Source organism: Streptomyces triculaminicus (assembly GCF_017349075.1).
GTDB classification, from domain to species: domain Bacteria; phylum Actinomycetota; class Actinomycetes; order Streptomycetales; family Streptomycetaceae; genus Streptomyces; species Streptomyces triculaminicus.
In genome coordinates this window covers 213,759-228,909 of record NZ_JAFMOF010000002.1, presented here as the reverse complement: position 1 = coordinate 228,909, position 15,151 = coordinate 213,759, and the positions used below count along the sequence as shown (strand labels likewise).

11 protein-coding genes and 1 pseudogene are annotated in these 15,151 nt (G+C 74.7%); 2 read left to right on the top strand and 10 right to left on the bottom strand.

What is annotated here, in order from left to right; genetic code table 11:
• The 9 genes and pseudogenes from J1792_RS11030 to J1792_RS10990 all read right to left on the bottom strand — a co-directional run bounded on the left by J1792_RS11030 (position 1) and on the right by J1792_RS10990 (position 11,786).
• On the bottom strand, positions 1-1,002 hold the full coding sequence (locus J1792_RS11030; protein ID WP_207247175.1) for an ABC transporter substrate-binding protein: 1,002 nt from the start codon (positions 1,000-1,002) through the stop codon (positions 1-3).
• 41 nt (positions 1,003-1,043) lie between these two features.
• Positions 1,044-1,867 (bottom strand): annotated as a pseudogene (locus tag J1792_RS11025) (ABC transporter ATP-binding protein).
• Entirely contained in the window at positions 1,864-2,922 is a 1,059-nt protein-coding gene (locus J1792_RS11020) for a FecCD family ABC transporter permease (RefSeq protein ID WP_086574053.1), read from the bottom strand. Before J1792_RS11020 ends, J1792_RS11025 begins: the two are co-directional and overlap by 4 nt.
• Positions 2,919-3,887: a FecCD family ABC transporter permease gene (locus tag J1792_RS11015; RefSeq protein ID WP_207247765.1), complete on the bottom strand. Its 969-nt coding sequence runs from the start codon at positions 3,885-3,887 to the stop codon at positions 2,919-2,921. Before J1792_RS11015 ends, J1792_RS11020 begins: the two co-directional genes overlap by 4 nt.
• Positions 3,888-4,034: 147 nt before the next feature.
• Positions 4,035-5,567 carry a carboxyl transferase domain-containing protein gene (locus tag J1792_RS11010; protein WP_207247174.1) on the bottom strand — a complete coding sequence of 511 codons (1,533 nt, stop codon included), beginning with the start codon at positions 5,565-5,567 and terminating at the stop codon, positions 4,035-4,037.
• Positions 5,568-5,579: 12 nt separating this feature from the next.
• Positions 5,580-6,086, bottom strand: a complete 507-nt coding sequence (locus tag J1792_RS11005; protein WP_207247764.1) for a ribonuclease FAU-1 family protein — start codon at positions 6,084-6,086, stop codon at positions 5,580-5,582.
• 96 nt (positions 6,087-6,182) lie between these two features.
• On the bottom strand, positions 6,183-7,064 hold the full coding sequence (locus J1792_RS11000) for an esterase/lipase family protein (RefSeq protein WP_086574084.1): 882 nt from the start codon (positions 7,062-7,064) through the stop codon (positions 6,183-6,185).
• Positions 7,065-7,218: 154 nt separating this feature from the next.
• Positions 7,219-8,283, bottom strand: a complete 1,065-nt coding sequence (locus tag J1792_RS10995) for a DNA polymerase Y family protein (protein ID WP_086574086.1) — start codon at positions 8,281-8,283, stop codon at positions 7,219-7,221.
• Positions 8,280-11,786: a DNA polymerase III subunit alpha gene (locus J1792_RS10990; protein WP_086574083.1), complete on the bottom strand. Its 3,507-nt coding sequence runs from the start codon at positions 11,784-11,786 to the stop codon at positions 8,280-8,282. Before J1792_RS10990 ends, J1792_RS10995 begins: the two co-directional genes overlap by 4 nt.
• A gap of 156 nt (positions 11,787-11,942) precedes the next feature.
• On the opposite strand from J1792_RS10990, the gene J1792_RS10985 reads away from it, so the two are divergent.
• Together J1792_RS10985 and J1792_RS10980 are read left to right on the top strand one after the other, a co-directional pair.
• Positions 11,943-12,980 (top strand): YhgE/Pip domain-containing protein, encoded by a 1,038-nt coding sequence (locus J1792_RS10985; protein WP_207247173.1) that lies wholly within the window; start codon positions 11,943-11,945, stop codon positions 12,978-12,980.
• Between the two features lie 484 nt (positions 12,981-13,464).
• Entirely contained in the window at positions 13,465-13,914 is a 450-nt protein-coding gene (locus J1792_RS10980; RefSeq protein ID WP_086574079.1) for a subtilase-type protease inhibitor, read from the top strand.
• A gap of 91 nt (positions 13,915-14,005) precedes the next feature.
• On the opposite strand, the gene J1792_RS10975 is transcribed toward J1792_RS10980, so the two are convergent.
• Positions 14,006-14,956: a S1 family peptidase gene (locus tag J1792_RS10975; protein ID WP_086574077.1), complete on the bottom strand. Its 951-nt coding sequence runs from the start codon at positions 14,954-14,956 to the stop codon at positions 14,006-14,008.
• Positions 14,957-15,151: the final 195 nt, after the last annotated feature.

Genomic DNA, 15,151 nt, shown 5'->3' with positions numbered 1-15,151 from the left:
CTACTTGGGGGCGTCGACGCCGGCGGCCTTGGCGATGTCGTCGAGGACGTGGCCGGCGGCCTGGACGCCGATGCCGGACATCCACGTCTCGTCGGGCACCTGGAAGACCTTGCCGTTCTTGACGGCACCCAGGCCCTTCCAGAGCGGGTTTTCCTGGACGGCGTCCTGCTGGGTCTTCTTGGGGTCGTCGGCGACGGTCACGAAGACCATGTCGGCGTCGGCCTGGTCGATCCGCTCCGGGGAGACCTCGAGCATGGGCTTGTCGACGTCCTGCGAGGCGGGGCGGCGCAGGCCGGTGTCGGACAGGACGATGCCGCTGAAGGACTGCTTCTGGTAGAGGCGGGTGGGGCCGGCTACGAAGCGGACGACGGAGGCGGTCGGGGTCTTGCCGTCGTTCTTCTTCCTGATCTCCTCGCCCAGGGCCTTGGCGCGCTTCTCGTAGGCGCCCAGGGCCGAGGCGGCCTCCTTCTCCAGGCCCAGCGCCTGGGCGTGGACCTTGAGGTTCTCCTTCCAGGGGGCGCCGGTGGTCTCGGTGAAGACGGTGGGGGCGATGCCCTTGAGCTTGTCGTAGACCTTGGCGTGGCGGACCTTGGAGGACAGGATCAGGTCGGGCTTGAGCGCCATGATGCGCTCGATGTCGGGCTCCGCCATGGGGCCCACGTCCTTGGTGTCCTTGACCTTGGCGGAGAGGTAGGAGGGGAAGCCTCCCTCGGTCTTCATGTGGGGGGAGACGGCGCCGACCGGTGTGATGCCGAGCGTGGTGACGTCGTCCAGTTCGCCGGTGTCGAGGACGACGACGCGCCGCGGCTTCTTCTTGATCTCGGTGGTGCCCATGGCGTGGGTGACCGAGCGCGGGAAGCCGGCGCCGGCGGCGGGCCGGGACGCGTCGTCCTTCGTCGCGTCGTCGCCGCAGGCGGTCAGGACGGCACTGCCGACGATCACGGTGAGGAGCAGCGAGCTCACTCTGCGCATGCGGTACAGGGTCGGTCGGAGCACGGTCATGGCGGGGGTTCCTTCGTCGGGCGGTCGAGGGATGCGGGGCGTCAGGGGTGGCGGGCGCCGCGCGTCCGCGGGAGCGGTCGCGGGGACGACCAGGGGGTACCGGTCTCGGGGTCGGGGACGACGCGGCACGCCACGCGGAAGACGTCCTCGACCAGTTCGGCGGTCAGGACGTCCGCCGGGGCCCGGCCGCGGCCGGGCGGCCGTCGCGCATGACGACCAGGTGGTCGGCGTAGCGGGCGGCCTGGCCGAGGTCGTGCAGGACCATCACCACGGTCCGGCCGGCCTCGGCGTTGAGCTCCCCGACCAGGTCCAGCACGTCGAGCTGGTGGCGCAGGTCGAGGAAGGTCGTGGGCTCGTCCAGGAGCAGCAGCGGGGTGTCCTGGGCGAGGGCGAGGGCGATCCAGGCGCGCTGGCGCTGGCCGCCGGAGAGCTCGTCGACGGCCCGGTCGCGCAGGTCCTGGGTGCCGGTGCGCCGCAGGGCCTCCTCCACGGCCGCCTGGTCGGCCGCGGACCAGGGGGTGAGCAGCCGCTGGTGGGGGTAGCGGCCGAGGCGTACGAGCGCCTCGACGGTGATGCCCTCGGGGGCGACGGCCTGCTGCGGGAGGAGCCCCATGCGCCGGGCGAGGGCGCGGGCGGACATCCGGTGGATGGAGGCCCCGTCGAGGGTCACGGTGCCGGCGGCGGGGGTCAGCAGCCGGGCCAGGCCCCGCAGCAGGGTGGACTTGCCGCAGGCGTTGGGGCCGACGACGGCGGTGACGGCGCCGCCGGGCAGCGTCAGGTCGACGCCCTCGACGACGAGGCGTCCGCCGTATCCGAGACTGAGGCCGTGGGCCGCGAGCTGGTGGGCATCGGTCGTGGCGCTCATCGGGTGGCACTCCCGGCGGTGGGCTTGAGTTGACGGAACATCAGGACGAGGAGCCAGGGCGCGCCGAGGGTGGCGGTGACGACGCCGACGGGCAGCCCGTGGACGGGCAGGACGTGCAGGACGACGAGGTCGGCGCCCAACAGCAGGACGGCTCCGGTCAGCGCGGTCAGCGCGAGCGTGCCGGCGGTGGGCGGCCCGGCCAGGAACCGCACGACGTGGGGGACGGCCAGGGCGACGAATCCGACGGGGCCGCTGAGGGCGGCGGCCACCGAGGCCAGCACCACGGCGAGCAGCAGCAGCCGCGACCGGGCGGCATGGGGGGGCAGTCCGAGGGCGGCGGCGCTGTCGTCGCCGAGGTCGAGGACCGCGAGCCGGCGGTGGCAGGCCAGGGCGAGGGCGAGCCCGGCGAGGATCGCCCCGCCGCCGGCCTCCACCTCGGTCCAGGTCCGCCCGTAGACCGAGCCGGTGGTCCACTGCAGGGCGGAGGAGGCGAGTTCGGCGGGGAAGCGGACGATGAGGAGGTTCACCGCGGCGGCGAGGCCGGACTGCACGGCAAGGCCGACGAGGACGAGCCGGGAGACGGTGAACCCGCCCCGCCAGGCGAGCAGGAAGAGCAGGCCGGCCGCGAGCAGGCCGCCGCCGAGGGCGGCGGGCGAGGTCAGCGCGGCCGGCGCGCCGGAGGCGATGACGGCCGTGGCGCCCAGCGAGGCGCCGCCGGTCACGCCGACGACGTCCGGTGAGGCGAGCGGGTTGCGGGCGACGCGCTGCAGGATCGCGCCGGCGACGGCCAGCCCGGCCCCGGCGGCCACGGCGGAGAGCACGCGGGGTGCGCGCAGCTCCTGAACGAGCATCACGTTCCCGGGGTCGCCGAGGCCCACCAGGCCGCGCAGGGCGTCCAGCGGCGGGATCGGGACCTCGCCGGTGCCGAGTCCGATCGCCGTCAGCGCCACGAGCAGGGCCGTGGCGGCCGCGCTCAGCAGGGCGGTCCGCCGGCGCTGCCGGGCGAGCGCGCCGCCTGCCGCGCGAGGCGCGGCGTCGGTCGTGAGGGTGGTCATCGCGCCGCCTTCCGGGCGAGGAAGGCCAGCAGGGGCGCACCGAGCAGGGCGGTGACGATGCCGACTTCCAGTTCGACGGGGCGGAGTACGAGGCGGCCGGCGACGTCCGCGGCGAGCAGCAGCAGCGGGCCCGCGATCAGGCAGCCGGGGATCAGCCAGCGGTGGTCGGCGCCGACGAGCTTGCGTACGAGGTGGGGGGCGGCGAGGCCCACGAAGGAGAGGGGGCCCGCGACCGCGACGGAGGAGGCGGCGAGCAGGATGACCGCCACTCCCCCGGCGGCGCGCACCTTGGCGACGGGGACGCCGAGGGCCTGGGCGGTCTCGTCGCCGAGGACGAGGGCGTTGAGCGCGGGCGTGACGGCCAGGGCCAGGAGGAGGCCGACGGCGAGCGGGGCGAGGACGGGCAGCAGGATGCCGGTCTGCCGCCCGGCGAGCGAGCCGGCGAGCCAGAAGCGGGCCTCGTCCAGGGTGCGGTGGCTGGTGAGCATCACCGCGGAGGTCCAGGAGATGAGCACGGCGTCCAGCACGGTGCCGCCGAGCGCGAGGCGTACGGGGTCCAGGTCGCCGGCGCGGCGGGCGAGGGCGAGCACGGCGAGGGTGGCGAGCGCCGCGCCGGCGAAGGCGAAGGGCAGGTACTGGGCGGGGTGGGTGAGGTGCAGGGCGTAGCTCGCGACGACCACGGCGAAGCCGGCCCCGTGGTTGATGCCGAGGGTGGCGGGCGAGGCGAGCGGGTTGCGGGTGATGCCCTGGGCGAGGGCGCCGGCGACGCCGAGGGCGGCGCCCACCACGATGCCGATCACCGTGCGCGGCACGCGCAGTCCGGTGACGACGAGGCCGTCCCGGCTGCGGTCGCCGTCGGCCAGGGCGTGCCACACCGTGGTCAGGGGCACCGGTCGGGAGCCCGCCGCGAGGCTGAGGGCCGCGCAGCCGACGAGCAGGGCCGCTCCCCCAACGAGGAGGAGCAGCCTGCGCGTTGTCGCGGGCCGGCCGGCGGCGGACCGCGACGTCCGGGTGGTCCGGACATCGGTCACGTTCACGAGGATGACCTTAGGTTAGGCAAACCTAACCTTGTCAATTCTCTCCGAACGTATACCCCGAAAGATCCCTTTCCTTTAGGGTTGAACAACACCCGCGCCGCCGAGGCGCCGATAGCGCGACCGGCGCGCCGCGCGCCGCTCCCGCTGGTCACGCGCCGTCAGAGCAGCCATGTCCCCTCCGATCACCCGCCCGAGAACCGTAAGGAAGTTCCTGTCCTCCGGTCGCCCTTCCTCTACGATGCGGTCCACGATTCCGTTCGCCAAGAGGTCGGCGGAGCGCACCCCTTGGCGGGCGGCGATCTCGTACGCCCGGTCCGTGGTGCGGTGCAGGATCGCCGAGGCGCCCTCGGGCGGCAGCGGGGAGAGCCACGCGTGCCGGGCCGCCACCACCCGGTCCGCCGGAAGCAGCGCGAGGGCCGCGCCGCCGGCCCCCTGTCCCAGCAGCAGACACAGGGTGGGCGCGGGGAGGTTTACCAGGTCGGCGAGGCAGCGGGCGATCTCGCCGGCCAGCCCGCCCTCCTCGGCCTCCCGGGAGAGCGCGGCGCCGGCCGTGTCCACCACGGTGAGCAGCGGCAGGCCCAGTCCGGCCGCGATCCGCATGCCGCGCCGGGCCGCCCGCAGCCCGGCGGGCCCCAGCGCCTGCCCGGCGGCCGGGTCGGGGTGGCTGCCCCGGTCGTGGCCGAGGACCACGCACGCGGTGCCGCCGACGCGGGCAAGCGCGAGCAGCAGCCCGGGGTCGCGCTCGCCCGCGCCCGTACCGCTGAGGAGCGTGACGTCGGTGGCGGCGGCGCCCAGGAACTCGCGCACGCCCGGCCGGTCGGGCCGCCGCGACCGGCGGATCGACTCCTCCACCGGCGGCGCGTCCTCGTACGCGGCGGGCGCGGGGTCCGCGACGGGCGGGGCGGGCGGGCGCTCGCGGGCGCCGTCCGCCCACAGCACCGACAGCGCCCGCGCCGCCACCTCCGCCAGCCGCCCGGCCGGCAGCACCGCGTCCACCAGCCCGTTCGCCAGCAGGTTCTCGGCGACCTGGACGCCCGGCGGGAACTCCTCGCCGTACAGCGCCTCGTGCACGCGCGGGCCCAGGAAGCCGATGAGGGCGCCCGGTTCGGCGGCCGTGAGATGGCCGAGCGAACCCCACGAGGCGAGCACGCCGCCGGTGGTGGGGTGGCGGAGGTACACCAGGTAGGGCAGGCCCGCGTCCTTGTGATCGGTGATCGCGCCGGTCACCTTCACCATCTGCAGGAAGGCGATGGTCCCCTCCTGCATCCGCGTCCCGCCCGAGGCGGGCGCCGCCAGCAGCGGCAGCCCCTCGGCGGTGGCCCGCTCCACGGCCCGGACCAGCCGCTCCCCCGCGTCGACACCGATCGACCCCGCCAGGAAGCGGAACTCGCAGGCCACCAGGGCGACTCGGCGGCCGTGCACCCTTCCCTCGCCGGTGATCACCGACTCGTCCAGCCCGGTCCGCTCCCGGGCGGCGAGCAGATCGGCGCGGTAGTCCGGATCGTCCGTGGTCAGCGCGACGGGCTCGTCCCAGCAGCGCCAGCTGCCGGGGTCGACGACGGCCAGGACGAGGTCGAGGGCGGAGGTGCGCTTGCCGGTGTCGGTCATGGCGTCACCCTGTCACGCCCGGGCGAGAAGACCGTCGAATCCGTCCGAACGGGCCAGCGCCTCCAGCTCGTCCAGCGCCCGCAGCGCCGCCTCGGCGGCCGCCGGGTCGCGCCCGGCCAGGCCGCTGTCGGCGAACTCGTCCTCGTCCAGGCGCAGGACGGTGGCCCCGTCCGCCGAGACCCACAGGTCCAGGTCGAGGTCCTCGACGACGAGCGCGTCCCGCGAGGCGAGGGCGGGCCGGGTGACGTCGCAGTACCAGCCCTTGAGCCCGCCGGCCGCGTCGCGCACCTCCTTGACGGCGTACCAGCGGTCGCGCCAGTAGTGCTCGGTGAAGACGTCGCCGTGCTCGAAGCGCACGAACCCGAAGTCGCGGGTGCCGTCCCCCGCCCACGGCGCCGTGACGACGACATGGGTGCCGTCGTCGTACACGACCCCGGCGGGATAGCTCACCTTGGTCCGGCCCGCCTTCACCAGACGGACCGTCACCGCTCCGCCCGCCGTCAATGCCCCGCTCGTCATCGAAACCCCGCTCCACGCCTCGTCGTCGGTCAACGACCGTAGCCTCTCCCGCCGCGCGGCGCGGAGCCACTCGTTTTCCGTCCGGCAGGCTCCCCGCTAGCTCACCATCGACGCGCAGTTCGCCGGGGTGGCGTGGGCGGGGTCGAGGGCGTTGGCCGCCTCGTGGAAGGCGACGCGGTCGATCGTGCCGACGGTCAGGTGCATCGAGATGTCGACCGGGCAGAGGTCCTGGACCGTGACGTTGCGGACGTTCGGACCGGAGAGGAACTGGGTCTCGTAGGGCGTGACGACCTCGTCGTACCGGGTCGCGATCACGGTGTAGCGGACGCCGGGCACGGTGTCGCCGCCCTCGTTGAGGCGCTTCATGAAGTCCGAGCCGACGACCTGGTCGGTCAGGCCGGGGGCGGTGGCGCTGATCACGCCGCGCGCGCCGGGGACGATGTCCAGGAGCCTGGTGATGCCGGACAGGGTCGTGCCGTGGTTGTTGGGGGCGAGGCCCACCAGGGCGTTGACCTTCTTCGCGCCGCCGTTGAACTTCATGTACTGGCGGGGGATCATCCCGCCCTGCGAGTGGCCCACGATGTCGGCCTTGGCGGCGCCGGTGGCGGCCAGCACCTTGTCCACGTCGCCGGCCAGCTCCTCGGCCGACTTGGCGACGGGACCGAGGCCGTGGAAGGCCGGGACGCCGGGCAGCTTGCCGTAGTCGAAGGAGAAGACGCAGTAGCCGCGGTTGACCAGGTAGGGCGCGAACGCCCACCAGTTGCTGGTGGAGTTCTCGAGCGTCCCGTGGACGAGGACGACGGGGCGCGGGTGGGCCGCGGAGGGCTTGCAGGAGTAGTCGTTCCAGCCACTGGTGACCCTCCGCTCCGCGCCCGGGGCGGCGGTCGCGGCGGTCGGCACGGCGGCGGCACCCACGGCCAGGGTCAGCGCGGTGCATACGGAACGGAGCGACTTCCAGTTTCTGCGACGCAGCTTCACGTGAACTCCTTGCAGGTGGGGGGTTGGGTATGCCGAAAAGCACCGGCAACGGGTGTTACGGGCGCATTAAAAGGTCGTTAACTTACTTGCGAGTAGGGTGTGGCGATTTCCATGCTTGCGTCAAGCAAATTCACCGAAATCGGCGGTGGCGTGATTACGCCACGTCCAGCGTCGCGGCGGGCCCCACCGCCGCCATGCCGAAGCGCGCCCGCGCCCGGTCCACCGCCGCCTCCACGCGCCGCGCCTTCTCGTCCGCCGGGTCGAACGTCAGCTGGTGCGCCGTACGTCCCGCCTCGCACAGCCCCTCGGCGCGCAGCGCCACCGCCCGCACCCTGGCCCGCTGCAGGGCGAGGGCCGCGTGCAACGCGTAGGCCGCAGCGGTCAGCTCGGGGGTGTGCGCGGTGGGTTCGGCGAAGGTCCTCGACCGGGTGCTCGTCGAGCCGTCGGCGTACCGGACGGTGAGCTTCAGGCCACGGGCGACCTGGCCGCCCGCCCTCATCCGGGCGCCCAGCCCGTCGGCGAGCGCCAGCAGCGCGTGCCGCCGCCGCTCCGGGTCCAGTTCGTCGCCGCCGAAGCGGTGCTCGGCGCCCATCGAGCGGGCCCGCGCGTCCGGGGTGACGGGCGTCGGGTCGATGCCGTGCGCCCGCTCGTGGATCCGCCGCCCGGCGGCCGCGCCGAGGATGCGCTGGAGCGCGGCCGGCGGCGCGTCGGCGATCCGGCCGATGCTGTCGAGCCCGTACGAGCACAGGGTCCGGGCGGTGGCCGGTCCCACGCCGTACAGCGCGGCGGCCGGCTTGCGCGCCAGGAACGCGGCCACGGCCTCCGGTTCGCCGGGGAGCCTGCGGACCGCCCCGGGCGGGCCGTCGTGCGCGGCCATCCGCGCCAGCATCGGGTTGCCGGCGATGCCGACCGTGCAGTCGGCGCCGTAGCGGGCGAGGGTCCGCACCCGGAGCAGTTCCGCGAGCCCGGCGGGGTCGTGCCCGAAGTAGCGGACGGCGCCGCGGACGTCCATGAGGGCGGCGTCGGGCGGCACGGCCTGGACGACAGGTGTGATCTCGGCGAGCAGCGCGAGCAGGCCGTCGTAGGTCTCCTCGTCGAGGGCGGCGCCGGTCGCCGGGTGGAAGTGCGCATAGAGGACGGTCGCCTCCTCCGGGGGTCCGGGGGAAGGGCTTCCGGTCGTGGGAAGGGGCGGGACCGGGGACAGCCGGCGCTCGGTCATCGTCCCGCGCTCCCCGGACTCGCGTGCCACAGCTTGCGCCCGGTGGCCGCTCCCTCGCCGGCGGGCCGCAGGTCCGCCCACGGGTGGAGGGCGTAGCCGGTGGGCAGCTGGATGCGGCGGCCGGTCTCCGCGGGCGGGCCCGCGCCCGGGGGCGCGGCCAGGACCGCCGCGACCGCGCCCAGCCCGCCCTCGGCCCGCAGCCGCACCAGCTCCGCGAGGTCCCACGCGGCCGCGCCCACCACGCTCAGGCTGCGCGGGCCCCGCCGCTGGACCACGCCGCGCACGAGCAGCAGCCAGGAGTGGAAGACCGTATGGGCGCAGGCCGCGTGGCTGTCGTCGAAGAAGGCGCAGTCGACCAGGCCCGTGCCGTCGTCGAGGGTGGTGAAGATGACCCGTCGCCCGGAGCGGACCGGCGGCGTCTGGGTGGCGGCCTTGGCGCCCGCGACCAGGACGGTCTCGCCGTGCCGTGCGTCGCGCAGCCGCGTGGCCGGGATCGCCCCCAGCTCGGCCAGGAACGCCCGGTGGTCGGTCATCAGGTGGCGCGAGGCGTCCATGCCGAGCACCTTCAGCTCCGCGCCGAGCCGTTCGTCCGCGTCCAGGTCGGGCAGGCCGACCGGCTCGGCCCGGGCGCTGTCGACGAGCGTCGGCTGGACGGCGCCCTCGGCGTCCCGCCGTCCGTGCAGCTCGGCGATGTGCAGCAGCAGGTCCCGGCGGTTGGCGCCGAAGGCGTCCAGCGCACCGACCCGCGCCAGCCGTTCGGCGACGGGACGCGCGGGCCGGGCGCGCCGCCACAGGTCCGTCAGCGAGGTGTACGGGCGGCCGGCCGCGATCCGCAGGGCCTCGGCCTCGCCGATGCCCTGCACCTCGCGCAGGGCGAGGCGGATGCCGAAGCGTCCCTCGCCCACCGCGTCACCGGACATCAGTTCGATCGAATAGGCGGCCCCCGAGCGGTTCACGTCCAGCGGCAGGATCGGCACCCCGCGCCGCCGGGCGTCCGCGAGCAGCAGCCGCTTGGGGTACATGCCGGGGTCGTGGGTGAGCAGCCCGGCGTAGAAGGCCGCCGGATGGTGGGCCTTGAGCCAGGCCGACTGGTACGTCGGCACGGCGAAGGCCACGGCGTGCGCCTTGCAGAAGCCGTACGAACCGAACGCCTCGACGATCTCCCAGGTGCGGCGGACGACGTCGGTCGCGTAGCCGCGCCCGCGCGCCCGCTCGGCGAACCAGGCCCGCACCCGGCCCACCAGCCGGGAGTCGGACAGCGCGCGCCGGGACTCGTCGGCGAAGCCCCGGTCGCAGCCGGTCATGATCCGCAGGATCTCGATGATCTGCTCGTGGAAGACGACCACGCCGTAGGTCTCGCTCAGCACCGGGGCCAGGTCGGGGTGCGGACAGCGGGCGGGGGCGCGGCCGTGCCGGGCCTCGATGAAGGGGCGGACCATGTCGGCGGCGACCGGCCCCGGCCGGAAGAGCGAGATGTCGACCACGAGGTCGTGAAAGGTCGAGGGCTGCAGCCGCCCGACCAGGTCGCGCTGGCCCGGCGACTCGATCTGGAAGCAGCCGAGCGTCTCGGCGGAGCGGATCAGCTCGTAGGTCCTCCTGTCTCCCGGCCGCACCTGCGCGGGGTCGTCGAGGTCGATCCGGCGCCCGGTGACCCGTTCGATCTCCCCCACCGCGTGCGCCATGGCGGACTGCATCCGCACGCCCAGCACATCGAGCTTGAGCAGCCCCAGCTCCTCCACGTCGTCCTTGTCGAACTGCGACATCGCGAAGCCCTCGCCGCTGGTCGGCACGACGGGGGTGCGCCCGCGCAGGGTGGCGTCGGAGAGCAGCACCCCGCACGGGTGCATGGCGATACCGCGCGGCAGCCCGTCCAGCGCCTCGACCAGCTGCCACAGCCGGGTGTCGGCGAGGCCGTGCGGCCCGGTGGCGACGCCGCGCAGCTCGGGCAGTTCGGCGAGCGCCGCGCGGGCGTCGCGGGCCCGGATGTGCGGGAAGGCCTTGGCGAGGGCGTCCACCTCGGCCGGGTCCATGCCGAGGGCCGCGCCCACGTCGCGCACGGCGTGCCGGATCCGGTAGGTCTCGGGCATGGAGACGGTCGCGACCCGCTCCGCGCCGAAGCGGTCGAAGATCGCGCGGTAGACCTCGAGGCGGCGCGCGGACTCGACGTCGATGTCGATGTCGGGCAGCGCCTTGCGGCGGGTGGAGAGGAAGCGCTCCATCAGCAGGCCGTGCGCGACGGGGTCGGCGTGAGCGATGCCCAGCAGGTGGTTGACCAGGGAGCCGGCGCCGGAGCCCCGGGCGGTGACGCGGATGCCCAGGCCGCGGGTGTCGTCGACGACCTGCGCGACGGTGAGGAAGTACGAGGGGAAGCCGCGCTGTTCGATGATGCGCAGCTCCTCCTCCAGCCGGTCCCAGTAGCGGCGGTCGCGGTCGTATCCGCGCAGCACCATGGCCGCGGCGCAGCGGGAGCGCAGCACGCGCGCGGCGGTGCGGCGGCCGGCCCCGACCAGGTGCGGCTCGGGGAAGTGGACGGAGCCCAGGCCCAGGTCGGCCTCGGGGTCGACCAGGCACTCGGCGGCGGTGTCCTCGGTCGCGGCCAGCAGCCGGCGGGCGTCGGCGCGGCGGAATCCGGCCGCCTCCACGACGCGCTCGGCGACGGCGGCCATGGCGGCGGGGTCCTTGAGCCAGCGCTCCCCGCCGTCGAGGGCCTCGGGCCTGCGGCGGTCGACGGGCACCAGGCGGCGGGCGGAGTCCAGGACGTCGGCGACGGGCCCCTGGCCGGGGTCGGCGTAGCGGACGGCGTTGGTCAGCACGGCGGGTACGCCCTGCTGTGCGGCGAAGCCGACGGTACGGGCGGCGAGCCGCAGGGAGCCGGGGCCGGTGCCGGAGCGGCCGTGCCAGACGGCCTCCAGCCGCAGGGCGTCACCGTACATTTCCCGCCAGGTCGGCAGCAGCCGCTCGGCCCGGTCGGGGCGTCCCGCGGCCAGCGCGCGGCCGATCTCGGAGTCCGGTCCGAGCAGGACGGTCAGCGGGGCGCGGGCCCCGCCGGCGGCGGCCGCGAGGTCCTCCCGGGCCAGCTCCGGCCGGCCTGTGCCCCCGGCGTGGGCGGCGGACACCAGGCCGCACAGCGCGGCCCAGGCGGGTGCGCCGGCCCGGGCGAGGAAGACGGCGCGGGGCGCGGACTCGTCGACGAAGGCGCCCCCGCGGGCGGGGGTGCGGTGGCGCACCGTGGGCCCGTCCGCGGGCAGCGGCTCGCGCACGGCCAGGTCCACGCCGAACAGCGGCCGCACCCCCGCTTCGGCGGCGGCCCTGGCGAAGCGGACCGCGCCGGCCAGGCTGTCGCGGTCGGTGAGGGCGAGCGCGTCCATGCCGCGTTCGGCGGCCCGCCCGGCCAGCCGCTCGGGGTGCGCGGCGCCGTACCGCGTGGAGAAGCCCGAGGCGGTGCGCAGGTGGGTGAACGCGGAGGCCGCCGGGGACGACGGGGTCCTCGAGAACGACGCCATCGCACCTCCTGCCGCTCGCTCACCCCCTGGCCGAAAACCGCCCCTGTGTCTCCACCATAAACCACTTCTCGAACGTTCGTACGAATCAATGCGAACGGCACACCCGAACGGCTCCCACCGCCTGCGCGGACCCCCCGGACCCCGCAGGCTCGAGGCATGGCCAGCACCCCCGACGGCGGCAGCCGCTTCGCGCAGGAGGTACGGGAGGCGGTGACGGGCCGGGCGGCGCTGCTGGTGATCGGCGCGCTGGTGCTGCAGCTCGCGTTCGTCATCTCCTACATCGGCGCCTTCCACAGCCCGAGGCCGAAGGAGATCCCGATCGGGGTGGTCGCCCCCCGGCAGATCGCCGGCTCCCTGGTGGACAAGCTGGCCGCGCTGCCCGGCGCCCCCCTCGACCCGCGCGCGGTCCGCGACCGGGCGGAGGCGCGGCGGCTGATCGACGAGCGCGACCTCGACGGGGCCCTGATCGTCGACCCGCGCGGCGACACGGACACCCTGCTGGTCGCCACCGGCTCCGGCGCCTCGCTCGCCCAGGCCACCGAGGCGGTCGTCGCCCGCGCCGAGAAGGCCGAAGGGCGCACCCTGAAGGTCGTCGACGTGAACCCGGCGGCCGTCGGCGACGCCCGCGGGCTGAGCTCGTTCTACCTGGTCGTGGGCTGGTGCGTGGGCGGCTATCTGTGCGCCGCGATCCTCGCCGTCAGCGCGGGCGCCCGCCCGGCCAACCCCCACCGGGCGGTCATCCGGCTGGGGGCGATCGCCGTCTACGCGGTCGTCGCCGGCCTGCTGGGCGCCGTGATCGCGGGCCCGGTACTGGGGGCGCTGCCGGCCGGCCTCCTGGGCCTGTGGGGGCTGGGCTCGCTGGTGGTCCTCGCCGTCGGCGCCCTCACCCTGGCCTTCCAGGGCCTCGCGGGGATCGTGGGCATCGGGCTGGCGATCGCCGTCGTCGTCGTGCTGGGCAACCCCAGCGCGGGCGGGGCGTACCCCTACCCCCTGCTGCCCCCGTTCTGGCGCGCCGTCGGCCCGGCCCTGCCACCGGGCGCGGGCACCTGGTCCGCCCGCTCCCTCGCCTACTTCCACGGCAACGCGCTGACCTCCCCGCTGCTGGTGCTCTCCGCCTGGGCGGCGGGCGGTGCGGCCATCACGCTGATCGGCGCGGCCCGCCGGGCCCGCCGCCGGCCCGCCGGCCCCGCCTGACGGCGGCGAAGGGCCTCCTCGGCGACAGACCGAACAGTCGGTCTGAGTGGTCTTCGGCCATTGCTGCGGCGTTCCGAAAACGCTCCGGCGGCCGCGCGCGGGGCGGGCGAGCCTCTTTTCGGCCGGGCTGCCGGGGCGTCCCCGCTCGGCGCGAGACTCATGAGAACCAACGGTCCGACGCGCCATAAATCATGCTTTCACAGGGGAGTTTGATATTCCATCAACGATTACAAGGAATCCGCGCTGGTCAACATCCCTGAAACATTAATTCCCTGCTTTCTCCCCCAAGTCGGACATGCCGCCGGACCTACCCCGCATCGCGCGGCGCACGAGGAGACCTGCCTCACATCGAATCCGGCCACGTGGCGGCACTACGCAGGGTTTTCAACCAGCGACTGAAAGTGTTCGTTCGGGGTGCGTTCATGCACAACTTCGGCAAGACTTCCGTCCGTTATCTGCACCGACGAACAAGGGAGTGTTCGGAATGCGGTACATCACTGGGGGAATCGCGCTGGGAGCCGCGCTGGCACTGGGCGGCCTGGCGGGAGCCGCGACGTCGGCGACCGCCTCACCCACGCCCATACCCGCGGCGCAGACCCAGAGTCTGTACGCGCCCTCAGCGCTCGTACTGACCATCGGTCAGGGCGACTCGGCGGCCAGCGCCGGCGTCCAGCGCGCCGTGACCCTCACGTGCACACCGAAGGCCGACGGAACTCACCCGAACACCCGCGGTGCCTGCGCCCAACTGCGCATGGCCGGCGGTGACTTCGACAAGGTCACCAAGGTCAAGGAGGGCACCGCCTGTACTCGGGAGTGGAACCCGAGCACGGTGACGGCCGAAGGCGTATGGGAAGGCCGCCGGGTCAGTTTCGAGCGCACCTTCGCCAACCCCTGTGAGCTGAAGGCGGGCAAGGGCATGGTCTTCGAGTTCTGACGACCGACGCCCGGCCCCGGCACGGGAAGCGGCCCCCGGACACCGTGGAGGTGTGTCCGGGGGCCGCGGCTTGTGCGGGGCGCCGGCGCGATCAGCCGAGCGTCGCCCCGTAGGCGGCAAGGGCCGCCTGCACCGGCTGGTAGTACGTCTCCCCGCCGAGCACGCAGTCGCCGCTGCCGCCGGAGAGCAGCCCCAGCGCCTTGGGGCCGTCGAACAGCGGCCCGCCGCTGTCGCCGGGCTGGGCGCAGACATTGGTTTTGATCAACCCTCTGACCTGACCCTCGGGGTAGTTGACCGTGGCGTTGAGGCCGGTGACCTTCCCCGCGTGCACCCCGGTGGTGGAACCGCTGCGCCTGACCGCCTCGTCCAGGGCCGCCGGGCCGGCGCCGGTGATGGGCTGGGAGGTGCCGTCGTAGAGGCTCACGGCGGAGGGGTGGTCGACGGCGGCGGTGTACGCCGCGATGGCGTGGTCCACGCCGGGGAACGTCGACGCCTCGGTCCGCGCGATCTGGGGGCCGCCCCGCGTCGCGGACCAGGTGGTCACGGCGTTGCCGCAGTGACCGGCCGTCAGGAAGCCGTCCGGCTTGCCGGTCCGCTTGACGGAAAAGCCCAGTGAGCAGCGGGCGTTGGGGCCCCAGACGGCGTCGCCGCCGGCGATGAACCGGGTGAGCCTGGTGGAGGTTCTGCGGATCGTCACCGCCTCGCCGAGCCCGGCGACGGCCTCGTTGAGCTTCGCCAGCTTCGCGCCCGTGACGGTGGGGTCGGCGGTCACGACGACGCGGCCGGCTCTGGGGTCCGTCACCCACGCGGTGCCGGGGATCGCGACGCGTTCGTCCAGCGTCGCCCGGGCCGACTCCAGCCGGGCCCGGGCGATCCGCGCCCGCCCGGGGTGCGCGCCCGTCACCCGGTCGAGCGTGTCGACGACACCGGCGACGAGCCCGCCGCCGTCGTCACCGGGCGCCGCCTGGGCCTGCTGCGGCGTAGGGGTCACGATGGCCAGGGCGGCGATGGCCGCGCCCGCCAGGACGGCGCGCACGGGCATCCGACGAAGCTTCAACTCGGCACCTCCAGTGGGGGGTTGGGCCCGCGCGCGCAGGACACGGGCCCGGAGGACGAACGACACAGCCGCACCCCCGGTAGGAGGTCGCGTCCATGCCAAGTTGGTCCGTCGAGTGTCCCGATCGGGCGAGGGAGTGCACAAGGGCGACTTCCAGTCGCGCGTATTTTCATACGCGCG